Source organism: Algoriphagus mannitolivorans DSM 15301 (assembly GCF_000429425.1).
Lineage (GTDB): Bacteria > Bacteroidota > Bacteroidia > Cytophagales > Cyclobacteriaceae > Algoriphagus > Algoriphagus mannitolivorans.
Genome location: NZ_AUBV01000007.1, coordinates 251,717 through 270,177 on the forward strand (window position 1 = coordinate 251,717; position 18,461 = coordinate 270,177).

Sequence of the window (18,461 nt, forward strand, 5' to 3'; positions counted from 1 at the left end):
AAATGGTCCATTCGAAAAATTGCAAAGAAGATGTACTCAGAAAATCAGGATTGAGTTTTTGATCCTTGAAAAGTTTAAAGAATGGAATTTTCAAAAAAAAGTACAGAATTATGCACGTTTTTCTGTAACTTATCTTGATGTTTTAAGTTTCTATGGATATATGAAGACAGCTACAATCTCAGACTTTCGAGCAAATATGAAAGAGCGCCTCAAAGAAATTGAGGACGATCAGGATATTTTGATCCTTTCAGGGCCAAAAAAAAGAGACTTTGTCGTTTTGACTTTAGATCAATATAATGCCATGGAAGAGACTGCCTATTTACTCTCCACGCAAGCTAATGCTCAAAGGCTTCTGGAAAGTATGGCGCAGGACAAAGCAGGGGAGACTCTGATGAAAGAGATCAATCTGGACAAATAAATGCAAGTTGCATTTACAAATCATGGGTGGGAAGATTACTTGTATTGGCAAGAACATGATCCGGATATTTTGTCCAAAATCAATGAACTGATCCAAGAAATTAAACGAAACCCTTTCAAAGGAAAAGGTAAACCTGAGCCCTTGAAAGGAAATCTAGCGGGCTATTGGTCAAGAAGGATAACCAGCGAACACCGATTGGTCTATCGAGTGCATGGAATAGGAGAAGAGCAAATGGTTCGAATAATTCAGGTAAGATTTCACTATTGAATTTTAAGTTGAAAGCTCAATAATTTAAAAGTTATAAAAAGGCCCGAAACCAATCAGTTTCGGGCTTTTAACTTAATCATCTATCTAAAAATTCCGATTGTAGATAATTTATCATCGGAAGCTTTTGCAATAGTTCAGAATGACTCAAATAGTCTATATAAGCTTGGTAAATATCTCTTTTTAGCCGCGCTGAGACGTTTTTAGATTTTACCAGACTTCTTCTGAGCTTTAGTTCTGTTACTGGATTACTATCTTTGATCTCACTCAGGGTATTGCCCAATCCGTCCATGTCCAGTTCTTCCAATTGATATTGAATTGTTCTATACCGCTGGGTCAGGTTTTTTACTTTTGTCTTCATCATCAATAGCCCCGCCTCTTGCTCATTTTGAGCCTGGGTTAATTCTCCTAGGGCCTCAATGATATCAAGTTTTTTTTCCGCCATTTTCCCCTTGTTGGGGTTAAATAGGGGGAGTCTCACTCCGAGACCAATGCTCCAGGGACTCCTTTCCTGTTCAAGGCGGTATTGTTGGTACTGAGCTTGGACATATCCAATATTCAAACTGGATTTTTCCAATGCCCATTCTGCGCTGGCCAATTCTACCAGTTTTTGTCGATAGGCAATTTCTCCGTTTTCAGAGGAAACCTGATACCGCTCGATCCATTGTTCAATCCTATCAGTAGAAATCAAGCAAGTCATAGACCAGTCAATTTCTTGGGCCTTCGCCAAAGGAGAAAGTGATTCTATTCTCTTCCTCAAAATCTCCTCCTCGAAGGACAATTCCTCCAACTCCGACTGCTTCTCAAGGAGATCCACCTTCAGTTCTGCATAATCCTCTGCATCAAAAAAGCTAGAGTATCGTTGAGCCTCCAAAATTTGAAGTAAGGAGTGTGTGATCTGCTGATCTTCTTTTTTCAGCTTAATTTGTTCCTGTAAGTAGGTCCAATCTATAATGGCTGAATAGTGCAGGTGGAGCAACTCCTTCAAGCTTCTATCCTGGTTGAGTTGAACTGCCTCCTGATAAGTCTTGAAGTACTCATTGTTGCGCTTGATCTCCCCGGGGTTGGCAGGATTTAATCTTAAAGCAAAATCCTGGCGCTGAGGATCTAACTGGTTGGTTTCCGTGCGGAATTCCACACCTCGAATAGGAGCAAGTTTATAAGATTTGGTCTCCAGATACGCATTTTGCTGCTGGAGAGCCCTTAGTTCTGGAGCATCCAGTGCTGACCAGAGGAAATCTTCCATGGATACCTGCGCAAAAACGGGGAAAGGCAAGCATATCAATCCAATAATTAGTCTTTTGATCATTATATAATGGTTTTTTCGGCCAGATGTAGTCTCAGCAGAGTCGTTCACTTGAAGAGTTTTTCGCTTGCATCTTGCTTATCGGATCAAAACTTTTTCTCCATTGAAATAGGTGTTGTCCTCTGGGATCTCAATGAATACTTGCTGACCAAAAGCTTGAGTCGCTGTGGATTTTTGAAGTATTTCCGGCAATTCACTGACGGAGCCGTAGCCTATGACTTTGCCTTGGACAGAATTCCTTCTCTGGTCATAGGAAGCCACAGAGACTAATTTTCCCACCGAGAATTCAGCAGTTTTTTTACCCACCAGATATGCGACCACGGTGGTAGGATGTAAAGGATTGATCTCCAAAAGAGGGGAGAATGAGTCAACTTGCTCCCCGGGTTTTACATATACATTCTTCACCACTCCGGAGGCAATGGCATATTTGTTCAACTTGCTTTTTTCGGTTTCAAGCAGTTTCAACTCGCTTTCCAGCAGTTCTATTTGATTTTTCAGCAAATGTTGCTCGGTGGAACTTTCCTGGCCCACATCCTCAATCTTGATATTCATAGCCTCCAAATGCTTTTGCTTTTGAAGCTTCAGCGATCTGATCTTAATAGCTGATGGAGAGTTGTCACTTGCCTTTTTTTCGTTGCCGAAGCTTTTGGTGAGTGCTTCATTCATTTGGATTTCACTTTCTGACTCCAAAATTTCAGACTCGAGCTCTTCTAGTTTAATCTCACTTTGAGCTTTGATGTAGGAGATTTCAGCATTCGCCAGCTTTGCTTTTTCCGAAAGTTCCGACCGTAGCACAGCGATTCTATTGGTAAGCTTGGCGATATGCATTTCTAAGGCTTCACTGGTCAGCTCCACCAATAACTCACCTTCTTTCACTTCCATACCCGGGACTACATGAATAGCTTTCACCAAGGCGGATTTCTCAGTTTTCACCTTGTATTCAGAGGTTTGTGCAATCCCAATTGAAGCTTCTCCACTTCCTTTGAAATACCGACCACTGATATACAGCATGGCGACTAACATCAAGGCTATCAGGTTATAAAACCAGTTTGAAAAGAGTCTCATTAGTTTACAAGGATTTCGTTGGAGGATAATTTGATTTGAGAGACCCCTTCCACCTCAAAAAGGGCATTCACTAGGTCATCTTTCGCTTGTTCTCGATTCAAAGTCACGGCATAGTGATAGCGAGTACCTTTCTCCCGGGTATGTTGGATGGAAACGGTCCGGAAGTCCTTGCAATACTGCTTTAGAAGTGAGTCTACCTTTTTTAATACACCGGATTCTTGAATGGTAAGAAACAAGTGATTGTGATGAGAATAGCTTCGAAAAGGTGAGAGATGAAGCAATCCGGCTACGAAACAGAAGAGGATTGAACCCACAAAAGAAATTGTGAATCCATATACCCCAATCGCTAGACCTGTACTCAATGCAGCAAACAGAAAGAGAACATCCCGCGGATCATCAACCCGGGTTCGAAATCGAATGATGGCCATAGCACCAAAGACACCCAGACCTCTGGCAAGGCTATCTCCAATTGCCATCATAACCATGGTGGTCACCACCGCGCCCAAAACCAAGGATTGAAAGAAGTTTTTGGGATAATATTCTCCTGTAAAGGTGAGCTTGTGGGTAATGGCTATCATGGAAGACAGCACAAAAGCCCAAATAAAGGAATAGGTGATATTGACTAGCTGTGGATACTCATATACAGGCTGATCCGGAAATAATTCAAACATAAGTTTCTTTAGTTATTGAAATTGATAAATCAAGGGTAGCCTACCCACATTCCGTTTAAGCGGAATGCCCAAGTTTTCGCAGGAAGTAGAGATACTTAGGTGATGAGTGTGTACAGCTTCTTGATACTACCTAGGATAGGGGAGTCTAGGGGGAATTAATCCCCCAAATAAGATTTCACTGCTGCAGCCCGGCTGGTAGCATGCGTTTTTAGCGTATTGATTGCTGACTGGAATTCAGAACTATTGCTCAGGAAGCTATAACCCGCAACTTCAGTAGTCGCATAAGGCTCCAATAATGCACCGTAGGAAGAATAAAGCGCATGCATATCGGTGGTGTTGAACACACCATTGATTACTTCCCTGACGTTGGCATCATATTTTGCCTTATACACTGGGTCCGCATACAAGTACCCAATCAAGGGCCATTGAGAAGCAGAAAGTCCTGAGAAATTCAAGGGTAAAGAACCTTGCTGATTACCTGTTTGAAGTGCTTCATTATTGTCCCAAGGAATCCAATTCAGGGTTTTGGTTTGGGGATTGTTGTACAAGTAATAGTTATGGGTCATTCTGCCATAAGTATCCCAGTTTTGGATAACCGTATTGATTGCCAAATATTTAAGAAACACATCCGTATCAAATACTGCCTCCAAGTTGCTTCTCCATGTGCCAGGATCTGTAGTTCTGTTGCTGGCATGCAGCGCGGAAAACAGGTTCTTGATATCTGTCCAATCAGCCGCATCCTCATTGGTTTCTTTGGTGAAAACTGCCTCACTAAATGTACCTAGAGCAAAACTGGCTCCGGTACCATCTGGCTGGTAGAGATTTCCATCTTTGTCAGCAAACTGGGTTTCAATGACTGTATCGTCAACTTCTTCTACCAATGTGTACAGTCCGAAGTATTTGGGACCCTCTCCATAGTCTACATAGACAGTGAAAAAGGCAGTATGGGAACTGGCAAGTCCTGCTTTTCTGAAAATATCCCCGGATACTTTTTCCCGCACCATGGATTTATCATTATAATTGTTTTTAAGACTCAACTTCTTGAATCCGTAAAACCGCTGATTTTTGATCTGAGGGTAATCATCTTCAAATTCATCGAAATCCAATTTGAAGGAAAGCTTCATGTTGCCGTTTCTCCAGGTGGAAGCCAAACTGGAATTCCCTTTAAATCGAACCCCAACTCGGTACCATTGTTTCCCTTTATAAAATACCTCAGCAGGAACAAAAATGGGATCCTCAGATGAAAATGAATTGCCTCCTGTCCTTGAGCCAAAAGCACCATATAAGCTGGTCATATTGCTTAGCATGCTTTTCCATCGAGCTGAGGTTATCACAATGTCAATACGTTTTACGGTATTGTCTTGAAATATCTCGTCAAAATTAGGATCAGCATCATTGCTGTGGGTAGCCGTCGTCCAATCCGGAATTTGGAAATCTTTGTCGGAGACAGTTTCTGTTGTGGTTTCTTCTACAGGTTCAATATCGTCTGGGGCACAGGCCAGCAGAAAATTGAGAAGGAGTAGGGGCAAAAGGAATTTTCTCATGTCTTTTAATAGTTTGGATACCGATAAAGACGTGATGTGATTTGGAATCCCTCGCGGGTTATTATTTTTTTTGGGTTAAAAAATCAAATCACAAAGCATTGGTTTTGATAGGTTTAAATACCTTGGTGAAAAGAATCACAAAAAATTCTTTGATCTGCCGATTAAAAAAAAGCAGGATAGGAGGGCTTTAGCCATTATTCCTATCCTGCGAAAGATGATGGATATTAGTAGAGATTTAAAGTGATTGACGGAGGGTTTTAACATCTTCAATCAATTGATTGACAGATGTTTTATTCAATCCGTTATAGATTCCACGGATTTGTCTGTTTCCATCGAGCAAAATAAAATTTTCAGTGTGCAAAAAATCATCCGGACCTTTCAACAATCCCAAATCCTCCTCAGCGAAATAGGCATTTCTTCCAAGCGAATAGATTTCGGATCGATCTCCAGTAAGTAAATGCCATTTTCCTGCAATAACCCCTTTTTTCTCAGCATATTCATTCAAAATAGCAGTATTGTCAAAGTCTGGAGTTACCGAATGAGAGAGCAAAATCACGAAGTCATCCTTCAGGAATTCATTTTGAACCAAAGTCATGTTTTCGGTCATTTTGGGACAAATTCCAGGACAGGAAGTAAAGAAAAAATCCACGATAGCAATTTTTCCATGGATGGTTTCTTCGGTGATTACCTCTCCCAATTGATTGACTAATGAAAACTCGGGGATTTGATGAAAATCTGGGGGCAGTGATTTTTCATCGTACCATTTCGGTGTAAAAGTAGCCTCCTCATAGTAGGGCAAAACGCTTACTTTACTGGAATCCGCTTTTTCAGGACTATTGCAGGAAGTCAGCACCAAGGCTGTCATCCATATCACTAACTGTCTCATTGATAATCTTTTCTTCGCTTAAAGAATAACACAAATTGGATCTCTTCATGCCAAATATTCGGTCATTTCTGACTTCAAAATTGGCGTAAATTTTCCCGTTGCTCAGCCAAGCCTGCTGTATTCCCTCAGGCTTCCCATCTTTAACTGTGGTCAATCTGGCAATTTGCCCATTGTTATACCAGGTTTTTTGGACTCCCGTCACTACGCCATCTTCAAAATAAGCTTCACTGCTCATGGCTCCATTGGGCCACCAAGTCCTTTTGTAACCTTGGATTTTATTGGCCGAATAGCTCATTTCACTACCCAAAACGGCATTTTCAAACCATTTTTGGGCAAGACCTTCTTTTTTTCCTAGGTAAAAACCGACCTTTTCCTCCATAGCTCCATTCTCATGATAGGTAAGGGCAAATCCGCTAAAGGGCTGGCCTTCAAAGTACCATTTGCCTTCATTAGGGTGAAGTATAAGGTCAGTTTTGTCCACATAAATCTCAGGAATTGAGGGCTCTGTTGTATTTGTACCGCAACTGCTGATTAACACAATTAAAGGTACGAAAACCCAAATCCTAGTTAATTCTACTAGGAGTGCCCTGATATCTACCCGCAAATAGGAGATAGTATTGGTTGAGGTATAGTTCATTTTCGATATGGTAATGATATTCTGCAACTGAGGAATGCTGAGTGATAGTCGTGTGTCCTCCGGAATCATCTAGGTCGGTTGGATGGTTACCGGTGGAATGGCATTTTCTTCCGTATAGGAAAAATCCATCCGCCATGATTCCTACCAAGTTTTCATCGTCATTAGTCCAAGCTTTTGTTTCTACGTGGTAATGATATTGACCCGGTCCGATGTGGCCTCCCGTATAATCCAATGAAGCAGCTGCTTGTCCTAATGGACCATTGCCTTCTTGGTCATTATAGATATAGGCTCCACTAATCGCGATACCGATAGCTCCTAAACTTGTGGAAGTGGTCGAACTGGCCTTCTTTGGACTGGCAGTAACTCTCAAGGTTGCGGCACCATTAAAATTAGGAATGATAGAAGGCGTTAGTTGAACACCGGGTTCAGGCTGATATAGCTCATGACCCAAACCCCAGTAAACAGTTTTGTGGTTTGGAAGCCCATTGGTTTCAATCACCACATTGTAGCCATCCAAATAAATCTCAGTATTGCCTTGATCGAACTCTGCAAAGGCAGGGTGGAGATCTGAAGCGATTTCTTCTTCTATGGATTCTTGGTCATTGCATGAACTGCTCATGAGCAAAATAGCGAAGAGGATTAAAGTTAATTTCGAAAGAGGATGATTGCTCATAGCTTTGTCGGTTTATATTTTTATTCTTAGACGCGCTTTGATAATTTATCCCTCGTGGAGAGGAAGAAATTATTATTATATGTTATATAATTTATATTATGTTAAATACAATTTTACTCTATCCAAAAAGAATCATTTCTTATCTTGGTCGCTGCATGTAATACGATTTGTTTACTCCTCACCCACATGACGAATTGGCTTTCACGATCGGGATTATTCCTTGGACCTGTTTCATTTCTATTTATTGTTTTTCTGGTTGAAACTCCCGGATTAAATCCTGAGGCTAAAGCCATGCTTGCATTAACAGCTTGGATGGCGATCTGGTGGATTACTGAAGCGCTACCTATTGCTGGCACTGCCTTATTGCCGCTTATTTTCATGCCAACCCTTGGTTTATTGAAAATCAGTGATGTCTCTGCTAATTACATGCATCCTACTGTTCTTCTGTATATGGGTGGGTTCCTATTGGCCACAGGAATTGAAAAATGGAATCTCCACCGGAGAATCGCACTTAACATAATATATTTATTGGGCACTAATCTTAGGACAACAGTTTTGGGATTTATTTTGGCTACAGGATTTCTATCAATGTGGATTTCCAACTCTGCTACCTCCCTGATGATGTTACCCATAGGTTTGGCTGTAGTTTCTCAGTTTAAGACTCAGTTAGGTGAAAACAATGGGCTTTTGGCGGATAAACTGGGGAAAAATATCATGCTTGGAATCGCCTATTCTGCTTCAATCGGCGGTATGGCGACGCTAATCGGCACTCCCACCAATGCCATTATGCAGGCGGTCATCAAGGAGCTTTACGATTATGAAATTCCATTTAATGAATGGATGCTTTTCGGATTCCCATTTGCTATGGTTCTTTTGTTTATCTGTTGGTACTACCTAGTAAGTTTTGGAAATAAGCTTCCGAAAACATTTGAACTAGACGGAGGTAAATCTGTTATTTCCAACCAGTTAAAAGCACTGGGAAAAATCAGTTTTGAGGAAAAGATTGTCCTGATTGTCTTTGGATTAGTTTGTTTTTCTTGGATTACCCGAAGCTTTCTTTTGGCAAAATTTATCCCCGGATTAGACGATACGATTATAGTCTTGACCGGTGTGGTTTTATTGTTGATCCTCCCCTCCTCTTCTGAAGGAAAAAGGATTTTGGACTGGAAAACTGCGGAGAAAATTCCTTGGGGTGTATTGATTCTTTTTGGTGGTGGATTGGCCTTGGCGGAAGGATTTCAAAGTACCGGTCTGGCAGAATGGATTGGCCAAAAATTCACCTTATTGGAAGGTATAAGTTTCTTTATTTTACTTGTTATCATTATTGCATCAGTTAATTTCCTCACCGAGGTGACCTCCAATGTGGCCACTGCCTCCATGCTTTTACCGATTTTAGCCTCTGTAGCGATTAAGTTGGATTTGCATCCGTTTGGATTGATGGTTGGGGCTACTTTAGCTGCGAGTTGCGCCTTTATGCTTCCGGTGGCGACTCCTCCCAATGCAGTGGTATTTGGATCAGGATATTTGCAAATGAAGGATATGGTCCGAGCAGGCCTTTGGTTGAATATTCTCTCCATTCTAATTATTTCCCTTATGGTTTATTTCATCCTTCCTTGGCTTTGGGGAATTGAGTTGATGAAATATCCTTTTTGAGAGATTCGAGTTACGAATTACGAGTTACGAGTGGCTTGATAGCTTCGACCGCTTTATTTTCCCACAGATTAACACAGAAAAAGTCAGGGATATCCGCAGATTTAAACTTTCCAATTTTCCCACAGACTAGCCTGTTTCTGGTAGGTTAAGCCAGATTTAAATCAAAGATTCCCACAGATAAGATTTTTCCGCTTTACAACCTTCCAAATTTCAACCCTAATACCAACATTCCCCTCCGACCCAGAAAACTGAGACTGATCACTGCGACTGACCACTGGAACTGATCACTGACACTGAAAAACCAAATCCACCCCTCGAAATCCCCATTTCGTCACATTTTTTTGATTGAGCTTTTCCTTGACTTTATCCTTGAAGAAAAATTAAAACCCTACAATTCTCATGGAAAAAAGGAAATCCTTTTTGCTCTTAATCATAGCAGCATTGGTTTACAACCTGATTTTGCTCTTTTTCTGAATCAAAAGAATGTTCCAAGTAGCCATTAGAAAAGTTTGTCCTGATCGAAATTATCTCTAAACTCAACTATGAAATCCAAAAGTCTTGATTTCCGACAAATCGAATGGTGGATTGTTACCAGCGCCACACTAATCGCTTTTTTGTTTATCCTCTTTATTTATCGCCCTCAATTTACTGATGACCCCGATTTTGGCATATTCAAATATGCGAGCCGTCTAGTCATATTGGCGGCGCTGTACACGGCATTCCATCTGATCCATCAGGTATTAATTCCCAAATTTCAGAGTGAAAATAGAAAAGCCCTTCCTATAGTCTTGATGTTGATTGTAGGTTTGGTTACATTTTTTATCTGTGCCCTTTTTGGGTATCAGGCTAACTTGACCAATGCTCCATTTCCTACGTTTTTCTTGGGAATAGTCGTATTGTATGCCTGTTATATGATCGGGGCTAATCTACTCTCTCAGGCACTTAGTCCCCCCAAAATCAGTGATTTTCAACTTTATAATATCACCCGCTCTATTCTGGGTTATTTGTTTACCTTCTTTTTTCTCCTTCAATTAGAACCCATCGCTAGCCAAGGGCCTTCGATTATTTTCGGAATTTTCATTCCTGTCATCCTTATCGCCAGCTTTTATAACTTTTACCTGGTTTATGGAAAACGTAAAAAAGGTCTTATCAAGCAGTCCAGATGGTTCAATTGGGGTTTGGTGGCTGCACTGCTTTTTGTTTTCCTGATTATCTCTGTTGAAGAAAATCAGGAGGAGATATTCTTGATCGGTGGCTTGGGAGCAGTTGCTTTTATCCAGCTTATCTTTTTCCCTCTGACTACTTTTTTATTTAAAAAGTATGATTCTTTTGTCAGACAAATTCACAGTCTTTCCAACCAGGTAGATCAGGGCAATGCGAGCTTTGACTTTCTCCGCTCTCAAATCAATCCTCATTTCCTATTCAATGCCTTAAACACCCTTTATGCCAATGCCTTGATGGAGAAAGCTGAAAAAACCTCTGACGGAATCCAAAAGCTCGGAGATATGATGCGCTTTATGCTTCATGAAAATCAATTGCCAAGAATACCGCTTTCCAGGGAAATTGATTACCTGAGGAATTACTTAGACCTTCAAATGCTTCGATTTGGTTCTCAAGCCAATTTGGAAATTGATCTCCAGATCAATGAGAGTCAGTGTCAGGGAGAAATCGCTCCGATGCTCTTGATTCCATTTGTGGAAAATGCCTTCAAGCATGGCATTTCTGCAAAAGAAAAATCATGGATTCGCCTCAATTTGAGATGTTTGTCCGGATCAGTTCATTTGGACTTGGTCAACAGCGTTCACCCAGAAAAACCCAACAGTGAAAAAAGCCGGGAAGAATCGGGAATTGGATTGGAAAACGTGAAAAAGCGATTGGACCTGTTATATCCTAATCAGCATCAATTGAATATTATCGCCAATGATTCTGATTTCTTTGTCCATCTTTCGGTTCAACTCTCAAACGCATGATTAAGGCTATTGCCATCGATGATGAAACTTTTGCCTTGGAAGTCGTGAAGTCTCATGCTTCCAAGGTTCCTTTTTTGGCACTCGAAAAAACCTTTACAGATGCAATTCAGGGTTTAGAATACCTCAAATCCAATCCTGTGGATTTGATCTTTCTGGACATCAATATGCCTGATATTTCAGGAATTGATCTCGCGGCCATGGTCCCCAAGGAAACAATGGTGATTTTCACCACAGCCTATTCTGATTATGCTGTCAAAGGTTTCGAACTCAATGCCATGGATTATCTCCTCAAGCCATTTAGCCTAGGTCGGTTTCTTAAGGCCTGCCAAAAAGCACAAGAGTGGCTTGACCTACAACCCAAAAATGAGGCTGCATTTCTTTTTGTCAAAACTTCTGAAGGGCAATCACGAGTTGACTTTGCTGACCTTTTCTACTGTGAAGCCCAAGGGAATTACGTCACTTTCCAACTTGAAAACCAAAAAATCATCAGTAGAATGACGCTTTCAGAAACTGAAAAACTCCTACCCTCCTACTTTGTCCGTACCCATCGCTCTTTTTTGGCAAATAAAAACCTGGTCAAAAAAGTAGAAAGACATCAGCTTCAATTGGGAAAGTTTTTGGTTCCTCTAAGTTCTTCCTATGCTGAGGAGGTACAGGAAAAGCTCCTCTCCTGAATTCTAAAAGCTTTGAATAAACTCCTTTCTATACTCGAAAGGAGTTTTTTGTGTTCTTTCCCGAAAGAGTTTATTGAAATTCGAAAGTGTCGGAAATCCACATTCGAAGGAAATTTCTCCGATATTTTTATCAGTTTCATGCAAGAGCTTACAAGCATGTGAGATTCGAACGTCGGTCAAAAAATCGGAAAATGTCTTGTTTACCCTTGATTTGAAAAATCGGCTAAAGGCAGAAACCGATAAATTAGCGATTTGAGCGGCTTCTTCCAGATTTACTTTTCCCTGGAAGTTTCGCATTACATATTCATACACCTGACCCATCCTGTCTTTTTCGGATTCTTTGTTGGTATTGATATAGGCTGCATCAGCGATCAGTTTGCAGTCTTCTGGATTCTGAGCCATAAGCTCGAGCATACTCATGAGCTGGATTAGGCTTTTGGTTCCTTGAAGATCCAGCAGTTCTACCATCATGGTCTTGATTATTGGGTTTGTATGCCCAATAACCTGAATACCTCGGGAAGACTTCAGGAGCAATTGAGCGATAGAATCAAACTCCTCCAAAGTGAAAACCGACTCATTCAAAAAATTATCTGGAAAATAAATTACTATTCCATGGGTCATCAGACCATTGGCGGGGTCATGATAGGCTAAGTCATTTTTCCACAAATGCGGCAAATTAGGACCCGTAAGTACCAGGTCACCTTCCCTAAAAGCCTGCATATGGTCACCAATAAAGCGCGTACCCCGACCTTCTAAAACCACAAAAAGCTGGTATTCGGAATGGAAATGCCAGTTTACATCAAAAAAAGGGGCCTTTAATTCCTGAATCACAAAGGCTTTTCCTTCTGGAATTCTAGACTTTTGAAAAGGTTTTTTCACTGTATTTGTGCTTTATTTTTACTCTAATGGCTTTAAAATTGACAAAAAACAGTCATAATTCAATCAAAAACAGTAGGTTTTTCAAAGTATTTATTCTCAATATTATCCTTAGAAAAAATATACCCAAAGAATGACCAAATCCTTAACCTTCAGAAGCTTTTGTCTTCTACTCTTTGCAACGGCCTTGTTGTGGAGTTCTTGTGGCCGGAAAAAGTCCTTTCTGTCCATGACTGAGCCCAGAAGAGTAGAGATTCTAGTCTTGGGACATGAGAGCGAACATCATAATTCAGAGAAATTGATGATGCATATCTCAGCTCCTTTATTCCAAAAAGGAATCAATCTCACCTATACCACAGATTTGAATGATCTCAATGAGGAGACCTTGAATAATTATGATGGCTTGATGATTTATGCCAATCATGATTCCATTGGATCTGCTCAGGAAAAAGCGCTAAAGGACTATGTCCAAAGTGGCAAAGCCTTGATTCCCATTCACAGCGCTTCTTGGTGTTTCAGAAATTCGGATTGGTACGTTGGTGCTGTTGGCGGTCAGTTTAGCACTCATGGAACCGGGAGATTTACTGTCGACATAGTAGATGCCACACACCCTATCATGAGCGGAATTGAAGAATTTGAAACATGGGACGAAACCTATGTGCATTCACACCTTAATCCTGATATGCAAGTATTGATGGAGCGTGTGGAAGGTGATCACAAAGAGCCTTACACTTGGATCAGAAATGAAGGCAAAGGACGGGTTTTCTATACCGCTTATGGCCATAATGAAGAAACTTGGAAGCAAGCACAGTTTCATGAATTGTTGGCCAACGGAATTCTTTGGGCAGTCGGAGATAAAGTCAATGAATTACTTCAAGCCTATGAAATCCCTACTCCAGTGTTTAGAGATGCCGAAATACCCAATTACGAAAAACGGGATCCGGCTCCCAAGTTCCAGTTGCCTTTGTCCCCAGAGGAAAGTATGAAACTCGTTCAGTTGCCGATTGAGTTTGAAATGGAGCTTTTTGCAAGCGAGCCCATGATCATTAATCCCATATCCATGACTTGGGACGAAAGAGGACGCTTGTTTGTCATAGAGACTACGGACTATCCAAACGAAGTTCGGACTGAAGGTGGCAATGACAAGATTAAAATTCTTGAAGATACCGATGGAGATGGAAAAGCCGATAAGGTTACTGTTTTCGCGGATAATTTGAATATACCTACTTCCATCATGGCTGTAAATGGAGGGATGCTGATCTCCATGGCTCCAGATTTTTTGTTTTTGAAAGACACGGACGGAGATGATATAGCAGATGTCAGAGAGGTTTTGATGACCGGTTGGGGGAAAAGTGATACTCATGCCGGCCCGTCCAACCTGAAATATGGTTTTGATAATAAAATTTGGGGTGTATTGGGCTATTCAGGATTCAATGGAGAAGTCAGCGGAAAGAGACATTCATTTGGACAGGGAGTCTACCGATTTGATCCTTCAGGAGAGAATTTGGAATATCTGGGAAATACTTCCAACAATACCTGGGGTCTTGGATTTACAGAGGATTTCGAAACCTTCATTTCTACGGCCAATGGGCAGCACAGCGTCTATTTCTCCATGGCTAACAACTATGTAAAAAGACCTATATTTCAAGGCTCTGCCAACACGGTTCATGGAATTGACTCCCATTACGACATGCCTAATTTGGAGCCTTTCTTGAGACAGGTGGACTGGCATGGAGGCTACACTGCAGCAGCAGGTCATAATTTTTACACCGCAAGAAGCTTTCCTGAGAAATACTGGAATAAAATTGCTTTTGTGGCAGAGCCAACCGGCCGAGTACTTCACAATGCCATCATCAATGCTGATGGATCAGGTTATAAAGAGAAAAATGGATTCAATATTCTCGCAAGCTCCGATGAATGGTTCTCTCCCGTTCATGCAGAAGTAGGGCCTGATGGAGCATTATGGGTGGCAGACTGGTATAACTTTATCATACAGCATAATCCAACTCCAAGAGGATTTGAAAATGGGGCAGGTAATGCTTACATCAATCCACTTCGGGATGCTCAGCATGGTAGAATTTATCGCATAAAGTATAAAGCAGGAGAAGATTCCGAGGTCTTTGATCTCAAAGATGCCAAAGGAAAGGACTTGATAAAAGCCTTGAAAAGCGAAAACATGTTCTGGAGATTGACTGCCCAGAGATTGATTGTAGAGAAGCAGGACAAGTCAATTCTGTCGGATTTGTATGCCTTGATTGGGGATCAAAAAGTGGACAAAGCTGGAATCAATGGCCCTGCAATCAACGCATTATGGACACTTCACGGACTGGGTGAACTGGAAGATGGAAATCAGGAGGCCATAAAGGCAGTAGAAAAAGCCTTAACCCATCCTTCCGCTGCGGTTCGGAAAAATGCTTTGAGAGTATTGCCTAAAAACACCTCATCACTTCAGGCTATTTTAAACTCCAATGTGCTCAAAGATGCCGACCTTCATACCCGAAAGTATGCATTTTTGGCTGTTTCAGATATGCCATTTTCCGAAGAAGCTGCCAAAAAGTTAGTCGAACTGGCTCGAAATGAAGAAAATGGAAAAGATGCCTATATACCTCAGGCGGTATTTGCAGCGGTTTTATCCCACCCTACAGAATTTGCCAAACTGGACAATTCCAAGGCTCTACAAGCCAATGCCGATACAGAATTTTCACTAGCCGACCGAATCAGCAGAAGCTTGGTGGCAGAGCAATATCCATTGGATTCAAGAAACTCCATCCTCTTTCCTCCCGACATAGCTGGAAAAGAGATTGAGATTCGAATGATTGTTTCCAAAGGCAATAATCCAATGGATGGTATTTTGGTGGCTTCTGGCAACAATACTAATGGTTACAGTTTGTACATTTTTGAGGATGCTCTTCACTTTGCTGTTGCACAGGATGAAAAATTGACACTCATCAGTACCAAAAAACCCCTTCCTGAGGAGCAATTCATCATTAATGCCACCTTGGTGGAAGATGGAAGCATGAGTTTGAAAATCAACGGTGAAGAAATCGGCATGGCTAAAACTAAAGGCTTATTCAAGGAAGAACTATCTCCAAGAAGAGTTCGCGTGGGACAAAACGATTCTAGAAATCAAGTTGGAAAATATGTAGGAGGCTGGATGTTTTCTGGAAGAATAAGCAACAAATCTACCTTAGCCTTGAAAAAGCCAGGTACTGATCTGGATCTTCTGGGCGCTTCAGCCACCAGCGTCTCTGCAAATGGAACAACCTTGGTGAAGCTGTCTGTGGTGCCCCATGAAATGAAATTTGACCAAGCGACCTTCACTGTTAAAGCAGGATCTCAAGTTACCATTGACTTCGAAAATCCGGACTTTATGCAACACAATCTGGTAATTGGTCAAAAAGGGTCTATGGAAATCATCGGGAAAGCAGCTGACGAATTGGCTAGAGATCCTAAGGGCGCAGAGCAAAATTACGTTCCGAAAATTCCTCAAGTGATCGCTGCTACACTTTTGGTGGATCCGGAAGGAAGAGAATCCTTGGTATTTATTGCTCCTACCGAACCTGGAGAGTATCCTTTTGTGTGTACTGTACCTGGGCATTGGAGAATCATGAACGGAATCATGAAAGTAGAGTAAGATGGCACTAAAAATAGAATTTGGAGTCAGTACTTGGCTTTGGACCTCTCCTTTCAATAAAGAAACGGTTAACCTTTTCCCAAAAATCAAAAGCTTTGGCTACGATGCAGTGGAAATTCCGGTAGAGGATCCCGAATTAATAGACATAGAATTAGTGAAAAAAGCTTTGGCAGATAATGGGTTAAGGCCCATTATCTGTGGGGCATTTGGACCAACTAGAGATTTGACCCACGAGGATCCTAGCTTTCACAAAACCTGCTTTGACTATTTGGATGCGTGCTTCAAAATCTCCTCTGAACTGGAGGCTGGATTTGTGGCCGGCCCTATGTACTCTGCAGTTGGGAAAGCGAGATTGGTTTCTCCCGAGCAAAAGAAAATCGAATGGAATCGCGCAGTGACAAACCTTCGAAAAGTTTGCAAAAGAGCCGGGGAATTTGGGCTGGAGATAGCGATCGAGACCCTCAACCGGTTTGAGACGGACTTGATCAACACCGCTTCTGAGTTAATGCAATTGATTCAAGATATCAATGAACCTCAAGCCAAGGCAATTTTGGATGGGTTTCATATGAATATTGAAGAGCCTTGCATTGAAACTGCCATCAAACAAGTCGGTGATAAATTGATTCATGTGCAAGTATCTGAAAATTACCGTGGCACACCCGGTACTGGCCAAACCAACTGGGCTGCTTGGAAGCGAGGATTGGAGGCCATTAATTACCAAGGAACGATTTCCATAGAGAGCTTTACTCCGGAAGTCAAAGAGCTAGCAGGTGCTGTTTGCATTTGGAAGCCTTTGGTTCCTTCTCAGGATGGATTCGCGAAGGAAGGTTTAGAATTCTTGAAGAAATGGGCGTTGGACTAAGCTTCCTTTTGTCACCCTGAGCGGAGTCGAAGGGTCCTCTTACCTCCAGACTTCCGTCTGTCAGGTGCTCGAACTGACAACCGAAAACTCTATACTCTGCTTGTAATGAAGAATTTATCAAAGTTTTGCTAGGCGATTTTTAATTTCAAATTTTAATAACCCCAAAAAACAACACCTACCATGACCCAAAAACCCATTAACATAGCCATCATTGGACTTGGATTTGGAGCGGAGTTTATACCGATTTATCAAAAACATCCCTTGGCCAACATGTATGCCATTTGCCAACGAAACAAAGAAAAAGCAGAGGAGATCGGAAAGGCTTTTGGCATCGAGAAAGTATATACAGACTACGATGAATTGCTGAAAGATCCCAATATTGACGCCGTTCACATCAACACTCCCATTCAAAATCATGCGGAACAGTCCATTAAAGCATTAAAGGCTGGAAAGCACGTAGCTTGTACCGTGCCGATGGCGACTACTGTCGATGAATGTCGGCAAATTGTCGAGCTTACCGAAAAAACTGGCCTGACCTACATGATGATGGAAACGGTAATCTATAGCCGTGAATTTTTATTTGTGAAAGAAATGTATGATAAAGGTGAGTTGGGGAAAATCCAATTCCTAAGGGCATCCCACCAGCAAGAAATGGCGGGATGGCCTGGATATTGGGAAGGCCTCCCTCCCATGCATTATGCGACTCATTGTGTTGGTCCTGTGTTGGCTTTACCCAAAGGACAGGCCGAATATGTGTCTTGTTTGGGTTCTGGAAGAATTGATGAAAATCTGATCCCGAAATATGGTTCTCCTTTTGCCATAGAAACCTGTCATATCAAACTGAAAGATTCAGATTTGGCGGCAGAGGTGACTCGCTCTCTTTTCAATACCGCCCGTCAATACCGGGAAAGCTTTGACGTTTATGGCTCCAAGAAATCTTTCGAATGGACACTAATTGAGCATGAGGATTCTGTAATTCATACCGGTGAAATACCTTCAAAAGTAAAAATCCCTGATTATGCACATCTTCTTCCGGATGAGATTGCACCTTTCACTACCCAAGGCGTTTATGATTCCGATGACAATCAGCATTTATCTTTTATCCAAGGTTCAGGTCATGGGGGATCCCATCCCCATTTGGTACATGAGTTCTTGCTGGCTTTGAAAGAGGAAAGGGCACCATACCCGGATGCACGACAGTCAGCCAATATCACCTGCGTAGGAATTTTGGCTCATGAATCAGCCATGGAGGGTGGTAAAATCAAGTATCTTCCGGATTTTACCCTAAGTAAAAAGTAAAAAAAGCCTCGCTCTGTAACTACCTGAGC

General features: G+C 41.5%; 16 protein-coding genes. 8 read left to right on the forward strand and 8 right to left on the reverse strand.

The genetic code is table 11. From position 1 onward, the window contains the following. The first annotated feature begins 160 nt into the window (after positions 1-160). On the forward strand, positions 161-418 hold the full coding sequence (locus G458_RS21875) for a type II toxin-antitoxin system Phd/YefM family antitoxin (protein WP_026951686.1): 258 nt from the start codon (positions 161-163) through the stop codon (positions 416-418). Beyond that, positions 419-685, forward strand: a complete 267-nt coding sequence (locus G458_RS0109405; protein ID WP_026951687.1) for a Txe/YoeB family addiction module toxin — start codon at positions 419-421, stop codon at positions 683-685. A gap of 76 nt (positions 686-761) precedes the next feature. On the opposite strand, the gene G458_RS0109410 is transcribed toward G458_RS0109405, so the two are convergent. The 7 genes from G458_RS0109410 to G458_RS0109445 form a co-directional block, all read right to left on the reverse strand. Next, positions 762-1,991, reverse strand: a complete 1,230-nt coding sequence (locus G458_RS0109410) for a TolC family protein (RefSeq protein WP_026951688.1) — start codon at positions 1,989-1,991, stop codon at positions 762-764. 75 nt (positions 1,992-2,066) lie between these two features. Continuing rightward, a complete protein-coding gene (locus G458_RS0109415) occupies positions 2,067-3,053 on the reverse strand; it encodes an HlyD family secretion protein (RefSeq protein ID WP_026951689.1) in 987 nt (328 codons plus the stop codon). Beyond that, the gene (locus tag G458_RS20505) at positions 3,053-3,724 is read right to left on the reverse strand and encodes a DUF4956 domain-containing protein (protein WP_051287165.1); all 672 of its coding nucleotides are present in this window, start codon (positions 3,722-3,724) and stop codon (positions 3,053-3,055) included. The genes G458_RS0109415 and G458_RS20505 overlap by 1 nt, the downstream gene beginning before the upstream one ends. A 155-nt stretch (positions 3,725-3,879) precedes the next feature. Beyond that, the gene (locus G458_RS20510) at positions 3,880-5,268 is read right to left on the reverse strand and encodes a CotH kinase family protein (protein WP_035467968.1); all 1,389 of its coding nucleotides are present in this window, start codon (positions 5,266-5,268) and stop codon (positions 3,880-3,882) included. A gap of 235 nt (positions 5,269-5,503) precedes the next feature. Continuing rightward, complete coding sequence (locus G458_RS0109435) at positions 5,504-6,154, reverse strand: SCO family protein (protein WP_026951690.1); 651 nt, start codon at positions 6,152-6,154, stop codon at positions 5,504-5,506. After that, positions 6,102-6,635 carry a toxin-antitoxin system YwqK family antitoxin gene (locus G458_RS20515; RefSeq protein WP_051287167.1) on the reverse strand — a complete coding sequence of 178 codons (534 nt, stop codon included), beginning with the start codon at positions 6,633-6,635 and terminating at the stop codon, positions 6,102-6,104. Before G458_RS20515 ends, G458_RS0109435 begins: the two co-directional genes overlap by 53 nt. A gap of 82 nt (positions 6,636-6,717) precedes the next feature. Continuing rightward, on the reverse strand, positions 6,718-7,464 hold the full coding sequence (locus tag G458_RS0109445) for a YHYH protein (RefSeq protein ID WP_026951691.1): 747 nt from the start codon (positions 7,462-7,464) through the stop codon (positions 6,718-6,720). Between the two features lie 186 nt (positions 7,465-7,650). Between G458_RS0109445 and G458_RS0109450 the strand changes: the two genes are divergently transcribed. The 3 genes from G458_RS0109450 (at position 7,651) to G458_RS0109465 (ending at position 11,761) form a co-directional block, all read left to right on the forward strand. After that, positions 7,651-9,117: an SLC13 family permease gene (locus tag G458_RS0109450; RefSeq protein WP_026951692.1), complete on the forward strand. Its 1,467-nt coding sequence runs from the start codon at positions 7,651-7,653 to the stop codon at positions 9,115-9,117. A 542-nt stretch (positions 9,118-9,659) separates the two neighbouring features. After that, on the forward strand, positions 9,660-11,087 hold the full coding sequence (locus G458_RS0109460; RefSeq protein ID WP_026951693.1) for a sensor histidine kinase: 1,428 nt from the start codon (positions 9,660-9,662) through the stop codon (positions 11,085-11,087). Then, positions 11,084-11,761, forward strand: coding sequence for a LytR/AlgR family response regulator transcription factor (locus G458_RS0109465; RefSeq protein ID WP_026951694.1), 678 nt, complete (start codon positions 11,084-11,086; stop codon positions 11,759-11,761). Before G458_RS0109460 ends, G458_RS0109465 begins: the two co-directional genes overlap by 4 nt. A 3-nt stretch (positions 11,762-11,764) precedes the next feature. Here the strand turns inward: G458_RS0109465 and G458_RS0109470 are convergent, their stop codons facing one another. Further along, positions 11,765-12,640 (reverse strand): AraC family transcriptional regulator, encoded by an 876-nt coding sequence (locus G458_RS0109470; protein ID WP_026951695.1) that lies wholly within the window; start codon positions 12,638-12,640, stop codon positions 11,765-11,767. A gap of 130 nt (positions 12,641-12,770) precedes the next feature. Here G458_RS0109470 and G458_RS0109475 point away from each other — a divergent pair, with 130 nt between their 5' ends. The 3 genes from G458_RS0109475 to G458_RS0109485 all read left to right on the forward strand — a co-directional run bounded on the left by G458_RS0109475 (position 12,771) and on the right by G458_RS0109485 (position 18,432). Beyond that, positions 12,771-16,271 (forward strand): PVC-type heme-binding CxxCH protein, encoded by a 3,501-nt coding sequence (locus G458_RS0109475; protein WP_026951696.1) that lies wholly within the window; start codon positions 12,771-12,773, stop codon positions 16,269-16,271. A 1-nt stretch (position 16,272) separates the two neighbouring features. Then, complete coding sequence (locus G458_RS0109480) at positions 16,273-17,133, forward strand: sugar phosphate isomerase/epimerase family protein (RefSeq protein WP_026951697.1); 861 nt, start codon at positions 16,273-16,275, stop codon at positions 17,131-17,133. Positions 17,134-17,313: 180 nt separating this feature from the next. Further along, entirely contained in the window at positions 17,314-18,432 is a 1,119-nt protein-coding gene (locus G458_RS0109485) for a Gfo/Idh/MocA family oxidoreductase (RefSeq protein ID WP_026951698.1), read from the forward strand. Positions 18,433-18,461: the final 29 nt, after the last annotated feature.

Excerpts from the sequence above, each read along its gene's own strand:
- G458_RS0109480 (WP_026951697.1), top strand. The coding sequence starts at position 16,273 with ATGGCACTAAAAATAGAATTTGGAGTCAGTACTTGGCTTTGGACCTCT.
- G458_RS0109435 (WP_026951690.1), bottom strand. The coding sequence starts at position 6,154 with ATGAGACAGTTAGTGATATGGATGACAGCCTTGGTGCTGACTTCCTGC.
- G458_RS0109465 (WP_026951694.1), top strand. The coding sequence starts at position 11,084 with ATGATTAAGGCTATTGCCATCGATGATGAAACTTTTGCCTTGGAAGTC.
- G458_RS0109415 (WP_026951689.1), bottom strand. The coding sequence starts at position 3,053 with ATGAGACTCTTTTCAAACTGGTTTTATAACCTGATAGCCTTGATGTTA.
- G458_RS0109485 (WP_026951698.1), top strand. The coding sequence starts at position 17,314 with ATGACCCAAAAACCCATTAACATAGCCATCATTGGACTTGGATTTGGA.
- G458_RS0109460 (WP_026951693.1), top strand. The coding sequence starts at position 9,660 with ATGAAATCCAAAAGTCTTGATTTCCGACAAATCGAATGGTGGATTGTT.
- G458_RS0109410 (WP_026951688.1), bottom strand. The coding sequence starts at position 1,991 with ATGATCAAAAGACTAATTATTGGATTGATATGCTTGCCTTTCCCCGTT.
- G458_RS20510 (WP_035467968.1), bottom strand. The coding sequence starts at position 5,268 with ATGAGAAAATTCCTTTTGCCCCTACTCCTTCTCAATTTTCTGCTGGCC.
- G458_RS20505 (WP_051287165.1), bottom strand. The coding sequence starts at position 3,724 with ATGTTTGAATTATTTCCGGATCAGCCTGTATATGAGTATCCACAGCTA.
- G458_RS0109405 (WP_026951687.1), top strand. The coding sequence starts at position 419 with ATGCAAGTTGCATTTACAAATCATGGGTGGGAAGATTACTTGTATTGG.
- G458_RS0109450 (WP_026951692.1), top strand. The coding sequence starts at position 7,651 with ATGACGAATTGGCTTTCACGATCGGGATTATTCCTTGGACCTGTTTCA.
- G458_RS0109445 (WP_026951691.1), bottom strand. The coding sequence starts at position 7,464 with ATGAGCAATCATCCTCTTTCGAAATTAACTTTAATCCTCTTCGCTATT.
- G458_RS0109475 (WP_026951696.1), top strand. The coding sequence starts at position 12,771 with ATGACCAAATCCTTAACCTTCAGAAGCTTTTGTCTTCTACTCTTTGCA.
- G458_RS21875 (WP_026951686.1), top strand. The coding sequence starts at position 161 with ATGAAGACAGCTACAATCTCAGACTTTCGAGCAAATATGAAAGAGCGC.